Consider the following 16150-nt stretch of genomic DNA (forward strand, 5'->3'; position numbering starts at 1 on the left):
CGGCGCCCGGTCAGCGTGAGAGCAACGCGCCGGCCTGGCGGCCCAGCACCGCGCGCAACACGTCGAGTTCGGGCAGCGCGGGCGCTTCGTCGGGCGTGACGAGATAGGTCGTCACGCTGTCGAGATCGTCGAACGCGTGCGCACGCAGTTCCTTGCGCGCGACATGCTCGGTCGTGATCCGCTTCGGCAGGATCGCGACGCCCATGCCGGCCGCCACGCAGCCGAGGATCGCGCCGAACGTGCCGAACGACGACACCGACTCGATCGCGAAGCCGCGCGCCTTCAGCCAGTGCTCGGCGATCGCGCGATACGGGCAGCCTTCATGAAATGCGAGCAGCCGCACCGTGTTGTCGGCCAGCAATTGCCGGCGCGTCAGCGTGGCGGCGCTCACCAGCACCATGTCCTCCGCGAACGCGGGCTCGTAGCGCAGCCCGGGCCGCACGAGCGCGCGCGCGGTCAGTGCGGCGTCGATCCGGCCGCGCAACAGTGCGTCGGCGAGTTCCGGCTCGCTGCCGATCTGCACCACGAGGCCGAGCGCCGGATCGCGCTCTTTCAACGCGGCGGCGAGCGCCGGCAAGCGCGTGGCCGCCGTGCTTTCCATCGAACCGAGCCGGAAGCTGCGCGCGACCGGTGTTTCGCGCACGACCTGCGTCGCTTCGTCGACGAGACGCAGGATGCGGTCGCAATACGGAATCAGCCGGCGGCCGGCGTCATTGAGCACCAGCCGCTTGCCATGCCGATCGAACAGCGGCGCGTCGAGCGATTCCTCGAGCTGGCGAAGCCGTGCGGTCACGTTCGACTGCGTGCAGCCCAGCCGCTCGGCCGCGCGCAGCGCGCTGCCTTCCTGAACGACGGCCCGGAAGGTTTCGAGCAAAGGGATGTTCATATCGCTATCTCTTGTTACCGATTCAGTTTATATCATTTTACTTCGCCAAAAATCGGGAATAGCCTAGCTGACATTCGGTACCGGCCGGCCCTTCCGAGGATTTAGCATGCCATCCGCTGTCTGCTCCGGTTTCACGTTGGTTCGCCGCGGGCCCGCGGTTCGCCGATGCGCGCGCTGATCGCCGCGCTGGTGCGGCGGGGGCCGACCGTGCTCGCGTGCGGCGTCGGCCTCGGGCTGCTGGTGCCGCCGCTCGCCGATCTCGCGCGGCCGCTGATGCCCGTCACGGTGTTCCTGTTCGTGCTCGGCACGCTGCTGCGGGTCGAGCCCAGCGCCGTGCGCGCGGTCGCGCGACGTCCGGCGGTGTCGCTGCTGCTGCCGGCTGCGACGATGATCGCGTGCCCGGTCGCGCTCGGCATCGCCGCCCGGCTCGCCGGCCTGCCGTACGACTGGGTCGTCGCACTCGTGATCGCCTACTGCGCGCCACCGTCGAGCGGCACGTCGACGATCGCGCGGATGCTATCGCTCGATGCGAGCGTCGCGCTGGTCGCGACCCTCGCGTCGATGGCGTTCGTCCCGCTCACCGCACCGCTGCTGACGGCCTGGTTCAGTCATGACGCGGCCGTGTCGATCTCGCCCGTCAGTCTCGCGTTGCGGCTCGTGCTGCTGATCGGTAGCGCCGAAGGCGTCGCGCTGCTCGTGCGGCGCTTCGCGGACGCACGGCTCGACCGTTATGCGACGCCCATCGACGCGATCATCGTGATCGCACTGCTGGTGTTCGCGCTCGGCACGATGGCCGGCATGCAGCAATCGATCGTCGACGCGCCGCACCGCGCGTTGACGGCGATCGCACTGGCGTTCGCCGTCAACGTCGGCTTCCAGATCGTCGCGTACGGGATCACGCCCGGCGACGTCCGCACGCGCATGAACGTCGCGCTGATCGTCGCCAACCGCAACGTCGGGCTGATGTGGGCATCGCTCGGGCTCGCCGCCACCCCGACCATGGCGCTCGTGTTCACGTGCGCGCAGTTGCCGATCTACACGTTGCCGCGCGTGGTGCAGCACCTGCTGCCGCGCCTCGAAGCGCAGCGCCTGCGCAGGCGCACGCGCTAGCCCCCTCTTCCGTCCTCGACAAGGATCCAGCATGAAGCGACTCATCGTGATCGGCGCACGCGCCACCGGCAGCAGCATCGCACTCGTGCGCGCTGCGCTCGCGCGCCAGGTGGCCGTGACCGTCATCACCGCGCCCGGCCATCGTCTCGACGGCGCGTTTCCCGACGGCGTCGAAACGGTCAATCTCCCCCCCGACGCCGCGCAGCTCGCCGCGTGGCTGCGCGCCCGCTTTCCGGACGACCTCGACACGCTGCGCGTGACCACCGCGCACGACACCTATGCGCGCACCGCCGCGTGGGTCGCCGACGCGCTGGGCCTGCCAGGCCCCGATGCACGGCACGTTGCGCACGCGGTATCGAAGTCGAACCAGAAGGCGTTGCTCGCCGAGCACGGGATTCCGGCCGCGCAGTTCGTCGCGGGCACGCTGGCCGCGCCCGCGGCGCTCGCCGTCGCGGCGGAACCGCTGCGCTTTCCGGTCGTGGTCAAGCCGTCGGAGGGATCGGCAAGCGACGGCGTGCGGCGCTGCGAGGACATCGCCGAAGTGCGCGCGCAGCTCGCCGCGCTTGCCGACGCGCACGCCGATGCGCAACCGGATGCAGTCGCGCACGCGACGGAGCGCGTCGTCATCGAGGAATTCCTGAGCGGCAGCGAATACTGCGTCGAGTATTTCGACGGCCGCTATGTCGGCGCGCTGCGCAAGCTGAAGCGGCACGGCGCGGGTTTTCTCGAACGCGGCTATACGTCCGAGCTCGACCTCGACGCCGACACGCTGCGCGCGCTGATCGATGTCGGCGCACGCGCGACCGCGGCGGCCGGCCTCACCTGGGGCCCGGTGCATCTCGACTGCATCGTGCACGACGGCGTCCCGCACGTGATCGAACTGAACCCGCGCATCGCGGGCAGCTTCATCTGCGACATCGTGCGCGACGGCTACGGGTTCAACGTGGTCGAAGCGTTGCTCGACAAGCTCGATGGACGCCCGGTCGCGATCCCCGAGCTGTTCGAGCCGCACGCCTACGCGCGCGCCGAATTCCTGCTCGACAGCGATCCCCGTGCGTGGCGGTTCGCGCAGGCCGGTGAATTGCACGACGGCGCCGTCACGATCAGCTACGGGCCGCAGGTGCTGCCCGATCGCGAACGGCGCGCGTTTCTCTATGTGCGTGTCGCGCTGCCCGTCGCCGATCCCGCGCATGCGGCGGCCGGGCCTGCCGCCGCGTCGGTCGCGGGCGGGCCTGGTCCAGGTCTCGGTCCCGCTCTCGGTCCCGTCACGCAGCCCACGGTTTCGGGCTAACGCGGCGCGGCATCGCAGCCGACAGACGACACGACACACCCTGCGCGCACGCTTCAGGGCATCTGCCTGTCAGACGGTCGTGCTGCGACGTAGCCCGGCCGTTGCGCTCCCGCGCGCATCGTCCCGCCGACCGGCGCTACGCCGACGTCACCAGCGCATTGAACGACGTATCCCAGAACGGCGCGACGTTGGCCGGGCCATCCAGCACGCCGATGCGCGCGAACACGTCCGCGACCTGTTGATGCTGCGCGACCACGTCGGGCGTGACGGGCAGCAGCGCGTAATCGTCGCTACGCTGCGCGAACATCGCCGCGAGGTCGGCGACCGGCACGCGCGTCTCGCCGTTCTGCACACGCGCATACGCGTCGAAATGACCGTTCGCCCACGCGTACGCGCGCTGGAATCGCAGCAGCAGATCACCGGTCGCGGCGCGCCGGCGCGGGTCGTCGAGCGTGCGCGGGTTCGCATAGATCGGGAAGTTGCCGGACAGATAGCCCTTGCCCGTCTTCAGCACGCGCGCGCCGTAGCGGTTGCGCGCGAGCTGGCCGTTGTAGCCGTAGATCGCCCACGCGTCGAGGTCGCCGCGGTCGTACGCGGACAGCCCGTCGGACGGCGACAGGTTGATCGCCTGAATGTCGTCGAAGCCGAGGCCGGCCTGCGCGAGCTGCCGGTACAGGAAATAGTGCGACGTCGTCGCGCGCACATACCCGACCCGCTTGCCCTTGAGGTCCGCGATGCTCCGGATCGGCGTGTCCTTGCGCGCGAGCGTCACCTGGTTGTTCAGGTCTTCCCGTGTACGCGAGATGAACCGCACGCTCGCCTTCTGGCGTGCGGCGAACACGGCCGGAATCTCGCTTCCCGAGCCGATGTCGAGCGCATCCGCGTTCAGCGCCTCGATATGCAGCACGCCGTTGTTGAGCTCGCGCCACTCGATCCGGTACGGCGTGTCGTTGAGGCCGGCCGCTTGCAGCAACGCGCGCCAGCCGCCCTTGTAGGTTGCGACGCGCAGCGTGGTGCCGGCAAGATCGGTGGTGACGGTCGGGGCGGCGAGCGCGACCCGAGCGACCACCGGGGTCGCCGCGAGCGCGGCGCCGGCGAGCAGCAGGCGGCGGCGTACCGCCGAAGTTGACGCCATCGGATGCTCCTGTCGATTGAAGGGATTGAAGGGATTGAATGGATTGAGCGAAGCGGAAAACCGCAAGCCGCCGCGCGCGGCGGTCGACGTGCGTCAATGCAGCGTCGGGAAGCCGTGGCGCTCGGCCAGTAGCGCCAGGATCCGGCGCGGGTCGGTAACGAAGCGCACCGCGCCGAGCGTTTGCGCATCGTCCGGCGCCGGTTGCGCGCTCCCGAGCACGAGCACGGGCAGACCTTGATGCGCGTCATCGAGCGCGTCGATCACCGCGGGACGCGGCCGTTCGAAGCCGACGCGGCGCACGTCGAGGCGATCGGCCCGATCGGGCGCGCTCGCGAGCAGCTCTTCGATCGCGAGCCCGTGCGGACAGACGAAGTGCTGGCCCGGATGCTTCGGATCGGTAAAGCCCGGTTCCAGCAGAAACAGCACATCACGACTCATTTCACTCGGCTCCCTGTTGATGGTTGCACCGGGACGCATGCACGCTGCATGCACCGCGCCCGGCGGCGGCCGGCATCGCGCCGGATGCCCGACTCTACCGCCTGGCATCGCGCGGCCCTACCAACGTTTTGCGAAATCGTTATGCCCGCGTGCCTACCGCACCCATCATGCATCTCCCAGGGCGGTGTTGCAAAAACGCATCGTCGGTCGAATGCGGTTCGTTGCGATATCTAACGATTTGATCGATCGATATGTCCCCGATCGCACATTGCCTGAGCGCGCCGTTTGCCATCGATGTCAATCCGTTCGCCGCAGCATGCGTGCCGGACGCGATCGCAGCGCATACGCCGGGCGCGCATCGTCACGCATTGCAAATCGGTCGCGCGGCGAATTGCAAACCACGGATCGTGTGTTCGCCGCCCAAACCGAAGTCAATAGCATCGTGATCCTCGCAGACGTTCCCATAAAAACAGAGGTTATTCATGATCAAGAAATCGGTAGTCCTGGGTTTGGTTTCGATCGGTTCCATCGGCGCGCATGCGCAGAGTTCCGTCACGTTGTATGGCGTCGTCGACGCCGGCTTCGCGTATACGAACAACCAGGGCGGCAAGAGCAACATCCAGCAGACGAGCGGCAAGCTGAGCGGCAGCCGCTGGGGCCTGAAAGGCGCCGAGGATCTCGGCGGCGGGCTGCAGGCGGTGTTCACGCTCGAAAGCGGGTTCCGGCCGAGCGACGGCGGGCTCGGCCAGGGCGGCCGCCTGTTCGGCCGCTCCGCGTACGTCGGCCTGAGCAAGACCGACCTGGGCACGCTGACGTTCGGCCGCCAGTACGAGCCGATCACCGACCTCGTCGCGCAGTACTCCGGGTCGGGCTTCTGGTCGCCGGCGACCCATGTCGGCGATAACGACAACCTGAACCAGAGCTTCCGGATCAACAACGCGGTGAAGTTCCGCAGCGCGACGATCGCCGGCTTCACGGCCGACGCGCTGTACGCGTTCAGCAACCAGGCGAACGGCAGCGCCGGCACGGGCTTCTCGAACAACAACGCATGGGGCGTGTCGGCCAACTACGTGAACGGCCCGCTGTCTGCCGGCGCCGGCTACGTGCGGCTCAACAATCCGAGCACGGCGTCGAACACGAGCGGCGCGGTGGGCGGCGCGACCTCGACGACCGGCAACGACTACAGCGGCGGGTTCTTCTACGGCCTGAACGGCGGCGTGCGCAAGCAGCAGATCGGCGTCGCGGGCGCGAACTATGCGCTCGGCCGCACGACGCTCGGCTTCGCATGGAGCCACACGCAGCTCGACTACGTCGACGGCTCGTCGCGCAAGTTCAACAACTACGACGTGAACGGACGCTTCCAGATCACGCCGGCGGCGACGCTGATCGGCGTCTATACGTTCACCGACGGACGCGCGAGCGGCCTGCCGGGCACCGGCGGCCAGACGCTGAAGCCGCGCTGGCACCAGTTCACGCTCGGATTCGACTATGCGTTGTCGAAGCGCACCGATCTCTATCTGTCCGGCATCTACCAGCTCGCGGCCGGCGATGCGAGCACCGCGACGTCGGGCGGCTATCGCAAGATCGCGGCGATCTCGAACATCGGCACCGCGTCGTCGACCAATCGCCAGGTTGCGTTCGTCAGTGGGCTGCGCGTGAAGTTCTAAGCGCACGCGCAACCGTTTCGCGGCGCGATAAGCAAAGCGGGAATCGTTGTTTGTCGCGTCGCGCGCGGTTGCCGAGAATGTTCGTTTTTCCGGATGCTGCCGCGCCCGTGCGCGGCACGGCCTCGATCATGACCGATCCCCCTTCCCGTCGACCCCGCACCGGCCGGCGTACGGCGCTGCGCCAGCTCGCCGGCGGCTGGGCCGCGGCGCTGCTGCCGGCCGGCAGCGCACTCGCGAGTCAGCCGCTTGCCCCACTCTCCCCGTTGGACGTTCCACCGTGGACGCGCACGCCGGGCGCGCCGCTGCTGTCGCCGCCGTATGGCCTGCCCGGTGAGCACGAACGCGACGTGATTCGCCGCAGCGCGCGTACGCCGGCATTGCCCGGCGCCGGCTCGTCGATGACGCCGCTCGCCGACCTGTTCGGCGACATCACGCCGAACGGCCTCGTCTACGAGCGTCATCATGCGGGCGTGCCCGACATCGACGCGCAACGCCATCGCGTCGTCGTGCACGGCCTCGTGCGCGAACCGCGCAGCTTCACGCTCGACGACCTGCTGCGTTTTCCGTCCGAATCGCGCATCCACTTCCTCGAATGCTCGGGCAATACCGGCAGCGAGTGGAGCGGCCCGAGCGGGCTGCCGGTCCAGTTCACGCACGGGCTGCTGTCGTGCTGCGAATGGACGGGCGTGCGGCTGTCGACGCTGCTCGATGAAACGGGCATCGATCCGGCCGCGCAATGGGTGCTCGCCGAAGGCGCGGACGGCGCGGCGATGACGCGCAGCCTGCCGCTCGAGCGCATTCTCGAGCGCGCGCTCGTCGTCTATGCGCAGAACGGCGAGCGGCTGCGGCCGGAGAACGGCTACCCGGTGCGGCTCATCGTGCCGGGTTTCGAAGGCAACACGAACATCAAGTGGCTGCGGCGGCTGAAGCTGGTGCGCGCGCCGGAGATGACGCGCGAGGAAACGTCGAAATACACGAGCCTGCTGCCGAACGGCTGCGCGCGCCAGTTCGTGTTCGAGATGGACGCGAAATCGGTGATCACGCGCCCGTCGGCCGGCCACCGGCTCGCATCGCACGGCTATTACCCGATCGGCGGCTATGCATGGTCGGGGCGCGGCCGGATTCGCTCGGTCGACGTGTCGACCGACGGCGGACGCACGTGGCGCGCCGCACGGCTCGCCGGCGACGTGCGCGATCGCGCGCTGACGCGTTTCGAAGCCGACTGGGTGTGGCGCGGCGAACCGGCCGACCTGCAAAGCCGCGCGACCGACGAAACCGGCTACGTGCAGCCGACCCGCGACGCGCTCGTCGCCGCGCGCGGCGTCAACTCGCAGTACCACTACAACGGCATCCAGAACTGGCGCGTCGGCGCGGACGGCGAGGTGCGCAATGCATAAGACGATTGCGCGGTCGCTTGCATCGTTGATCGCCGTGTCAGCTGCGATCGCGTTGCCCGCATACGGTGCGGGCTTCGGTCTCGGCCAGCCGGTCGACCGCGCGGCGCTTGCCGCCTGGGACATCGACGTCGCGCCCGACGGCAGCGGCCTGCCGCGCGGCGCAGGCACGGTCGCGCGCGGCGCGCACGTGTTCGCGGGCAAATGCGCGATGTGTCACGGCGCGGCCGGCCAGGGCGGCATCGGCGATCCGCTCGTCGGCGGCATCGGCTCGCTCGCCGGCGCGAAACCGAAGAAGACGGTCGGCAGCTACTGGCCGTATGCCACGACGCTGTTCGACTACATCCGCCGCGCGATGCCGTACAACGCGCCGCAATCGCTGAGCGCGGACGAAGTCTATGCGGTCACCGCGTACGTGCTCCATCTGAACGGCATCGTGCCGGAGAACGCGACGCTCGACGCACGCTCGCTGCCGCGCGTGAAGATGCCGAACCGCGACGGCTTCGTGGCCGACCCGCGGCCGGGACAGCTGTGACGCATCGCGATCCGCCGGCCGTCGAATCGGCAATCGCCGTCGCGCGAACGCCGGCGTCATCGCATGCCGGATTCTTTCGTTCGGCGCCCGCGCGCCGTGTAGGGAGCCCATCTTGACCGAAACCGCAGCAGCAGCCCGGGCCGACACGTTGCCCTCTCCCACGCCGTTCGTCGACGTCCGTTCGCCGGCCGAATTCCCGGACAGCCCCGTGTCGCGCGTATTCGCGCAGCCGCTGATGCTCGGGCTGTTCCTGCCGATCCAGGCCGGCGGCTGGAGCGCATCGACGCTGCCGCGTTCGACCGACTGGAGCTTCGACTACAACGCGGACCTCGTCGCCCGCGCGGAGGCGCTCGGATTCGATCTCGTGTTCGCGCTGTCGCAGTGGCTGCCGAAAGGCGGCTACGGCGGCGTGTTCGACGGCCAGGCGCTCGACTCGTTCATGACGCTGGCGGCGCTCACCGCGCGCACCGAGCGGATCATCCTCGTCGCGACGAGCCATGTGCTGTACGGACCGTGGCACCCGCTGCATTTCGCGAAGTTCACGGCGACGCTCGATCACATCTCGCGCGGACGCTGGGGCGTCAACGTCGTGACCGGCCACCGCGCGATCGAGCACGAGATGTTCGGCTGGAACCGGATCGAACACGACCGGCGTTACGAGATGGCCGCGGAATTCGTCGACGCGGTCAGTCAGTTGTGGGCGCAACCGGACAACTTCAGCTATGCGCCCGCGCTGTCGAGCTGGCGGCTCTCCGGCGCGTTCGTCACGCCGAAGCCGCGCTACGGGCGCCCGCTGCTGATCAACGCGACGGGCTCCGACGCGGGCATCGAGTTCGCGGCCCGCCATTCTGACATCGTGTTCGTCACGAGCCCGGCCGGCCCGGACGTCGATCTCGCGCTGGACGCGCTGCCCGCCCACACGGCGCGCGTGAAGGCGGCGGCCGCCGCGCACGGTCGAACGATCCGCACGCTGCTCAATCCGCTCGTGATCTGCCGCGAGACCGCGGCCGAAGCGCGCGCGTACCGCGACGCGATCGTCGCGCATGCGGACGAAGGCAGCTTCCATCGCTTCGACAGCGACGCGCACGCGTGGCGCGGCGGGTTCGAGCAGCGCTCGCAGGCGGCCGCGCGCGCGATCGGCGGCAACATCTCGATCACGGGTTCGCCCGACGAAGTCGCGGACTACATCGTGCGGCTGCATCGGGCCGGGATCGACGGCATCCAGTTGAGCTTCTACGATTTCAAGCCGGATCTCGACTTCTTCGGGGAGCGCGTGCTGCCGCTGCTGCGCGACGCCGGCCTGCGGCGCTGAGTTCAGGCAGCGGACGCGGCCGGGGCGGCAGACTCGCCGCGCGCGGCAAACGCGCGCCACGCCGGCCGCTGCAACCCGAGATGATCGCGCAGCGTGCGGCCGGCGTACTCGCTGCGAAACAGCCCGCGCCGGCGCAGTTCTGGCAGCACGAGCTCGATGAAATCGTCGAGGCCGCCGGGCAAGGTCGGCGCCATCACGTTGTAGCCGTCCGCACCGTACTTCACGAACCGCTCCTCGAGCGCATCGACGATCTGCGCCGGCGTGCCGACGAGCTGCCAGTGGCCGCGCGCGCCCGCAATGCGCAGATACAGCTCGCGTATCGTCAGGTTCTCGCGGCGCGCGAGATCGAGCGTCAGGGTCTGGCGGCTCTTGCTCGCATTGGTTTCCGGCAGCGGCGGGATCGGCCCGTCGAGCGGATACGCGGACAGATCGACACCGCCGGTCAACCCCGATACCAGCGCGAGCCCGACCTTCGGGTCGATCAGCGCCTGCAACGCGTCGAATTTCTCCCGCGCTTCGCTTTCCGTGCGACCGACGACCGGGAACACACCCGGCATGATCTTCAGCGTGTCGGGGTCGCGGCCGAACGCGGCGAGCTGGCCCTTCACGTCCGCGTAGAACGCGATCGCGTCGTCGAGCGTCTGCTGCGCGGTGAAGATCACCTCGGCCGTGCGCGCGGCGAGCCGCGTGCCGGCCGGCGACGATCCGGCTTGCACGACCACCGGATGCCCCTGCGGCGCGCGCGCGACGTTCAGCGGCCCGCGCACCTGGAAGAAGCGGCCGTGATGATCAAGCACCTGGCGCTTGTCCGGGTCGAAGAAGCGGCCGCCCGCGCGATCGCGCACGAACGCATCGTCGTCCCAGCTATCCCACAGCCCGCGCACGACGTCGGCGAATTCCTCCGCGCGCGCATAGCGTTCGCCGTGATCGAAATGCGCATCGCGGTTGAAGTTGCGCGCCTCGTGCGCGCTCGACGACGTGACGAGATTCCATCCCGCGCGCCCGCCGCTGATGTGATCGAGCGACGCGAACTTGCGTGCGATATGGAACGGCTCGTTGAAGCTGGTCGACGCGGTGCCGACGAGCCCGATCCGTTCGGTGACGGCCGCGAGCGCGGACAGCAGCGTCAGCGGTTCGAACTGCGCGACGTAGCTGTGCGCGGTGCGGCTCAGGAATTCGACGTCGTCGCCGCGCGTGCCGACGCCGTCCGCGAGGAACACGAGATCGAACTTCGCGGCCTCGGCCGCCTGCGCGAGCCGCACGTAGTGACGAAAGTCGACGCCGGCGTCCGGCTGCGAAGCGGGATGGCGCCATGCGGCGATGTGATGGCCGGTCGGGTACAGGAACGCGCCGAGGTGCAGGTGGCCGGTGCGGGTCGTCATCAGGAGAATTCCCGGGAAGTGGGCTGCGCTCGCAGCGGGATCAGAACACGCGGCCTTCGGTCAGGTGCGTGGTCACGCCGTTCAGGTCGTAGTCGCCGATCACCCGCGCCTTGTGCAGCAGCGGGTTGTGGCTGAAGATCGTGCGCAGGTTGCGCCAGTGCCGATCGAGGTTGTGCACGCGCGCGGTTGCCGATGCGCCGCCCACTTCGAACAGGCGTTCGGCCGCATACAGCGCGAGCTTGCCGACGATCAGCTGCGTGCGCGCGGTCGCGAGCGCGCTGTCGAGCACCCGTTCGTGTGCGTCCGCGGCGCCGGCCTCGATCGCGTCCGCGGAACGATCGAGCGCGGCCGCGTTGTCGCGCACGAGCGCATCGATCGCGTGGCTATGTGCCGAGAGCTCGCCGACGATCTGCTGGATGAAATGATCGTCGCGTGCGCTCGCCGCCGGGCTGTGCAGCACCGGCCGGCCGTGCGCGAGCACGTAGCGGCGCGCGTCGGCCGCCACGTTGCGCACGATGCCCGCGCCCGTCGCGACGAGATGAAGCTGCCGCAGCGCGCCGCAATGGCGGCCGACGAGCGTCGAGCCGTCGCGGGCCGCGACCTCGTCCGCGAACACCTGTACGTCGTGCAGCAGCAGGCTGCCGCTCGCGGTCATGCGCTGGCCCATCCCGTCCCAGTCGTCGAGCACCTGCACGCCGTCGCGCGCGACCGGGATGATCGCGGCGAGCGCATCGCCCTGCTCGTTCTCAACGTTGATGCGCGCGAAATCGGCGAACGCGGTGCCCGTCGAATAGTATTTGCGGCCCGTCACGCGATGATGTTCGCCGTCGCGACGCAGCACGGTCGTGTTCTCTCCGGGCCGCGACGTGCCGCGCTCGGTCGACGCGCCACCGAAGATCGCGCCGGCCAGCGCGCGCTCGAGCTGCACGTCGTTGAACGGCGTGCGCGGCGACAGTCGCAGCGTCTCGGTCAGGTCGTAGTGGATGCGCAGCGCGTGCGCAAGGTTCGAATCGGCGGCGGCCAACGTCGCGATCGTATCGAACAGGTCGACCAGCGTGCCGCCGAGGCCGCCGCGTTCGACCGGAATCCGCAGCACGCCGAGCGCGGAGCGGCGAAAGAGCGCGAAGCCCTCGAACGGCAGTTCGCGACGCGCTTCACGTTGCGCGGCATCGCGCCCGATCTCCGTCGCAAGTTCAGGCAGTGCGGCGAGCGCGGCGCGCAGCGCGTCGTGCGGTTCGGCGCCATGACGGGCATTCATTCAGCAGTCCCTCTTCCAGGAAAAACGACGGCCGCCGCACGATTGCGCGAGCCGTCGCCGCAGCCCGCGGGCGGCACCGAAAAGTATAGGGACGCATCCGGCGCGCGTGAAAAACCGATTTCAGCTTTGGTTATGCGCGCGCCGGGAATGCGCTCGCGTGTTCGCCCGGCTTGATGCGTGTCAGTGCTGGATGCGTCAGCGGCGCATCGTGACCGGTCCCGAGCAGATCGTGCGGCTGCCGAACGTCCGCTACGGTCATCCAGGCGACGTGATCGAAAGCCCGAGCGGCGAACCGCCTTTCTCATTGCGCCGCGCCGACGCGGGCACGCACCGGTTCAACGGTGGAACCGGTACAGCACCACAGGCATCGTGACGGCGGAATCCTCCGCCACATCGCCAGTCCGTCCGCACGAGCGCCGTGTTCCTCTGCGCAAATCTGCGGACCAGATAACGGTATGAGAATTTCTTGGTTCTTGGATGCGTTCCGCATCCCGAAAATACACGCTCCCGACAACCGGGCGCGCGATGCGCCGCCCCGCTTCGCCCAAACAACGTCCCTCTTTCCCATGTTCAGCAGATCGTTTCGCACTACGTCGGGCCACGCGCTGTGCCTCGCCGCCCTCCTTTCCGCTTTTTCCGGTTTCGCTCGCGCGGACAGCACGCTCGATCGCATCCACGAACGTCACAAGGTCACGATCGGCGTGATCCTGTCGGGCCCGCCGTTCGGCTCGCTCGATCCCGCGACGCAAAAACCGGTCGGCTTCAACGTCGATCTGGCGAACGACGTCGCGAAACGGCTCGGTGTCGACGTCGAGCTGACACCTGTGCAGCCGTCGAACCGCGTGCAGTTCCTGCAGCAGGGCAAGGTCGACGCGCTGATCGCCAACATGGAGCTGACGACGGAGCGCGCGGAGATACTGTCGTATGCGCCGACGCCGTTCGAATCCATCGGCGGCGCGCTGATCGCGCGCAAGGACAGCGGCATCAAGTCGTGGGCCGACTTGCGCGGCAAGCCGGTCTGCGTGTCGCAAGGCAGCAACTACACGAAGCCGCTCGCGACGGAATACGGCGCGCAGGTGAAGGCGTTCCGCGGCCAGCCCGAATCGCTGCTCGCGCTTCGCGGCAACAACTGCGTGGCCGCCGTGCACGTCGCGCCGACGCTGCGCATGCTCGTCGCGCGCAATCCGGACTGGAAGGACTATGCGACGCCGCTGCCGACCGACCTGATTCCGTCGCCGGCGGTAATCTGGGTCCGCAAGGGCGAGACCGATACGCAGAGCGCGCTCGACCGGATCGTCCAGGACTGGCATCGCAGCGGCTGGCTGCTCGACGTCGAGCGCAAGAACGGGATGACGCCGTCGCAAGCCGTGCTTGACCTGCACGCAAAGCTCAAGGCACAGCGCACATGACGGTGGCCGCCGCCGTCGACGCGCTCCGCAAGCTCGGCCTCGACTACGGCTTCGTGCTCGCCCCCGACGAGCGCGCATCGTTCGTGCACGGGATGGGCGTGACGCTCGAGCTGTCGATTGCGACCGCGCTCGGCAGCCTCGCCTGCGGCGTCGTGCTCGCAGCATTGCTGGTGTCGCCGCGCGCCGCGCTCGCGCGCCCCGCGCGCGCATTCGTCGAGGTCACCCGCAACACGCCGACGCTCGTGCAGCTGTTCTGCGCGTTTCTCGTCGTCAACATGTTGATCAGCGCCGCACTGCGCGATTTGGGCGGCAATCCGCTGACGCCGTTCATCTGGAGCGTGATCGTAATCTCGCTGCACAAGGGCGCGTTCCATGCGGAAGCGCTGCGCGCCGGCCTCGAAGCGGTGCCGCGCGCAACGCTCGAAGCCGCGCAGTCGCTCGGCTACAGCCGGCGCCAGCGGCTGTGGTACGTGCAGTTGCCGCTCGCGATGCGCTTCGCGCTGCCCGCGCTCGTCAACAACCTGGTCGACCTCGTGAAGATGACGACGGTCGCGTCGGCGATCGCCGTCGGCGACGTCACCTATGCGTCGATCATGATCTGGACGCAGCGCGACAATGTGCTCGAGCTGATGATCCTGATCCTGCTCTTCTTCGGCGCGCTCACGTTCACGGTCAACCTCGCGGGGCGCTGGCTCGAAAACCGTCTGAGGATACCTGGCTATGGCCATTGACTCGCTGGCGCCGCCCGCGCGCGTCGTGCGCTGGCCCGCCGTCGCGGCAATACTGGCCGCGCTGGCCGTCGTCGCGCTGGCCGTTGCCGGTCGCCGTCATCCGACACTTGTCGCGCTCGCTACGTGGCTGCCCGCGCTCGGCAAGGCGATGCTCGTCAACATCGGCATCAGCGCGCTCGCGATCGCGCTCGGCACGCTCGCCGGCCTCGTGCTCGGTCCGTTGACGCTGTCGCGGCTCGGCATCTCGCGCGTTGCGGCGCGCGCGTACGTGCAGTTGTTCCGCAACGCGCCGCTTCTCGTGCTGATCTATTTCTCGACCTACGTATTCCCGTTCGAAATCAGGCTCGGCCACGCGTCGCTGCCGTTTCCGGACTGGTTCAAGGTGACGCTCGGCCTCGCGCTGCCGGCGAGCGCGAACTTCGCGGAAATCTTCCGCGGCGCGATCCAGTCGATTCCGCACGCGCAGTGGGATGCCGCGCGCTCGCTCGCGTTCAACCGCGTGCAGGTGTTCCGCTGGATCATCCTGCCGCAATGCGTGCGCCGCATGCTGCCGCCATGGATGAACCTGTACGCGAGCATCACGATGGCCACCGCGCTCGCGTCGCTCGTCGGGGTGCACGACCTGCTGGACACCGCGCAGGTCGCGAGCAACACCGTCTCGCGCGCCGACTTCACCGTCGTCGTCTATTTCACGGTACTCGGCCTGTTTTTCGCGTACTGCTACCCGATCGCCCGTTTCACCCGCCTTCTCGAACGACGTCATGCATTCCACTGAAACTGCGCGCGGCGCGGACGAGCCGCTCGTCCGGCTGCGCGACGTGCATCTGTCCTACGGCACGACGCCCGTGCTGCGCGGTATCGATCTCGACGTGCACCGCGGCCAGGCCGTGTCGATCATCGGGCCGTCCGGCTCCGGCAAATCGACGATCCTGCGCTGCATCACGGGGCTGTTGCGGCCGCAGCGCGGCCTGATCGACGTCGACGGCACGCGCGTCGACCGGCTCGCATCGGAGCGCGACGAAATCGCGCTGCGCAAGCGCGTCGGCTTCGTGTTCCAGCAATACAACCTGTTTCCGCACCTGAGCGTACTCGACAACCTCGTCGTCGCTCCGGTCAGGATTCTCGGCCGCGATCGCACCGAAGCGGTGCGCACCGCGCACGCGCTGCTCGAACGCGTGCGCCTCGGCGACAAGGCGCACGCGTACCCCGGCGAGCTGTCGGGCGGCCAGCAGCAGCGCGTCGCGATCGCCCGCGCGCTCGCGATGCAGCCCGACCTGATCCTGTTCGACGAGGTGACGTCCGCGCTCGATCCGGAAACCGTCGGCGACGTGCTGGCGGTGATCCGCGACCTCGTGCGCGACGGCATGACCTGCGTGCTCGTCACGCACGAGATGCGGTTCGCCGAGGAAATCAGCGACGTCGTCTACTTCACCGAGGCGGGCGTGATCGTCGAGCACGGGCCGGCCGCGCAACTGTTCCGCGCGCCGCAAAGCCCGCGCACGCGGGCGTTCCTCGCGCATGCGCTCGGCCCGGCCGGCAGCCCGCACGCAAGCCGCGACAGCGCGCCGATCGCACTCGACCTGACGCGCTTCGCGGTCTGAC

The 16150-nt window shown here is 68.9% G+C and carries 16 protein-coding genes; 11 read left to right on the forward strand and 5 right to left on the reverse strand.

All coding sequences use genetic code 11. The features are described 5' to 3' along the window. Positions 1-10 precede the first annotated feature (10 nt). On the reverse strand, positions 11-886 hold the full coding sequence (locus C7H84_RS26830) for a LysR substrate-binding domain-containing protein (RefSeq protein ID WP_121861610.1): 876 nt from the start codon (positions 884-886) through the stop codon (positions 11-13). Positions 887-1051: 165 nt separating this feature from the next. Between C7H84_RS26830 and C7H84_RS26835 the strand changes: the two genes are divergently transcribed. Beyond that, positions 1052-1996: a hypothetical protein gene (locus C7H84_RS26835; RefSeq protein WP_121861611.1), complete on the forward strand. Its 945-nt coding sequence runs from the start codon at positions 1052-1054 to the stop codon at positions 1994-1996. 31 nt (positions 1997-2027) lie between these two features. Further along, on the forward strand, positions 2028-3287 hold the full coding sequence (locus C7H84_RS26840; RefSeq protein WP_240462103.1) for an ATP-grasp domain-containing protein: 1260 nt from the start codon (positions 2028-2030) through the stop codon (positions 3285-3287). A gap of 136 nt (positions 3288-3423) precedes the next feature. Here C7H84_RS26840 and C7H84_RS26845 read toward each other — a convergent pair whose 3' ends face one another. Together C7H84_RS26845 and C7H84_RS26850 are read right to left on the reverse strand one after the other, a co-directional pair. Beyond that, complete coding sequence (locus C7H84_RS26845) at positions 3424-4422, reverse strand: ABC transporter substrate-binding protein (protein WP_121861612.1); 999 nt, start codon at positions 4420-4422, stop codon at positions 3424-3426. 93 nt (positions 4423-4515) lie between these two features. After that, positions 4516-4860 (reverse strand): DUF3088 domain-containing protein, encoded by a 345-nt coding sequence (locus C7H84_RS26850; protein ID WP_121861613.1) that lies wholly within the window; start codon positions 4858-4860, stop codon positions 4516-4518. A gap of 482 nt (positions 4861-5342) precedes the next feature. On the opposite strand from C7H84_RS26850, the gene C7H84_RS26855 reads away from it, so the two are divergent. From C7H84_RS26855 to C7H84_RS26870, 4 genes are all read left to right on the forward strand, one after another. Next, entirely contained in the window at positions 5343-6527 is a 1185-nt protein-coding gene (locus C7H84_RS26855) for a porin (RefSeq protein WP_121861614.1), read from the forward strand. A gap of 128 nt (positions 6528-6655) precedes the next feature. Continuing rightward, positions 6656-7924, forward strand: coding sequence for a sulfite dehydrogenase (gene soxC, locus C7H84_RS26860; protein ID WP_121861841.1), 1269 nt, complete (start codon positions 6656-6658; stop codon positions 7922-7924). Next, positions 7917-8456 (forward strand): cytochrome c, encoded by a 540-nt coding sequence (locus tag C7H84_RS26865; RefSeq protein WP_240462104.1) that lies wholly within the window; start codon positions 7917-7919, stop codon positions 8454-8456. The genes soxC and C7H84_RS26865 overlap by 8 nt, the downstream gene beginning before the upstream one ends. Positions 8457-8568: 112 nt before the next feature. Beyond that, complete coding sequence (locus C7H84_RS26870; RefSeq protein ID WP_121861615.1) at positions 8569-9768, forward strand: LLM class flavin-dependent oxidoreductase; 1200 nt, start codon at positions 8569-8571, stop codon at positions 9766-9768. A 2-nt stretch (positions 9769-9770) separates the two neighbouring features. Here C7H84_RS26870 and C7H84_RS26875 read toward each other — a convergent pair whose 3' ends face one another. Together C7H84_RS26875 and C7H84_RS26880 are read right to left on the reverse strand one after the other, a co-directional pair. Next, positions 9771-11150: an LLM class flavin-dependent oxidoreductase gene (locus C7H84_RS26875; protein ID WP_121861616.1), complete on the reverse strand. Its 1380-nt coding sequence runs from the start codon at positions 11148-11150 to the stop codon at positions 9771-9773. A gap of 40 nt (positions 11151-11190) precedes the next feature. Continuing rightward, positions 11191-12408 (reverse strand): acyl-CoA dehydrogenase family protein, encoded by a 1218-nt coding sequence (locus C7H84_RS26880; RefSeq protein WP_121861617.1) that lies wholly within the window; start codon positions 12406-12408, stop codon positions 11191-11193. 106 nt (positions 12409-12514) lie between these two features. On the opposite strand from C7H84_RS26880, the gene C7H84_RS26885 reads away from it, so the two are divergent. From C7H84_RS26885 to C7H84_RS26905, 5 genes are all read left to right on the forward strand, one after another. Then, positions 12515-12781, forward strand: a complete 267-nt coding sequence (locus C7H84_RS26885; RefSeq protein ID WP_162999368.1) for a hypothetical protein — start codon at positions 12515-12517, stop codon at positions 12779-12781. 82 nt (positions 12782-12863) lie between these two features. Further along, on the forward strand, positions 12864-13817 hold the full coding sequence (locus C7H84_RS26890) for a transporter substrate-binding domain-containing protein (protein WP_205611465.1): 954 nt from the start codon (positions 12864-12866) through the stop codon (positions 13815-13817). After that, positions 13814-14548 (forward strand): amino acid ABC transporter permease, encoded by a 735-nt coding sequence (locus C7H84_RS26895; protein WP_121861620.1) that lies wholly within the window; start codon positions 13814-13816, stop codon positions 14546-14548. The genes C7H84_RS26890 and C7H84_RS26895 overlap by 4 nt, the downstream gene beginning before the upstream one ends. Then, on the forward strand, positions 14538-15323 hold the full coding sequence (locus tag C7H84_RS26900) for an amino acid ABC transporter permease (RefSeq protein ID WP_121861621.1): 786 nt from the start codon (positions 14538-14540) through the stop codon (positions 15321-15323). The genes C7H84_RS26895 and C7H84_RS26900 overlap by 11 nt, the downstream gene beginning before the upstream one ends. After that, positions 15310-16149 (forward strand): amino acid ABC transporter ATP-binding protein, encoded by an 840-nt coding sequence (locus C7H84_RS26905; protein WP_121861622.1) that lies wholly within the window; start codon positions 15310-15312, stop codon positions 16147-16149. The genes C7H84_RS26900 and C7H84_RS26905 overlap by 14 nt, the downstream gene beginning before the upstream one ends. Position 16150: the final 1 nt, after the last annotated feature.

This window comes from Burkholderia sp. Nafp2/4-1b, from assembly GCF_003635165.1.
In the GTDB taxonomy this organism is placed as follows: domain Bacteria; phylum Pseudomonadota; class Gammaproteobacteria; order Burkholderiales; family Burkholderiaceae; genus Burkholderia.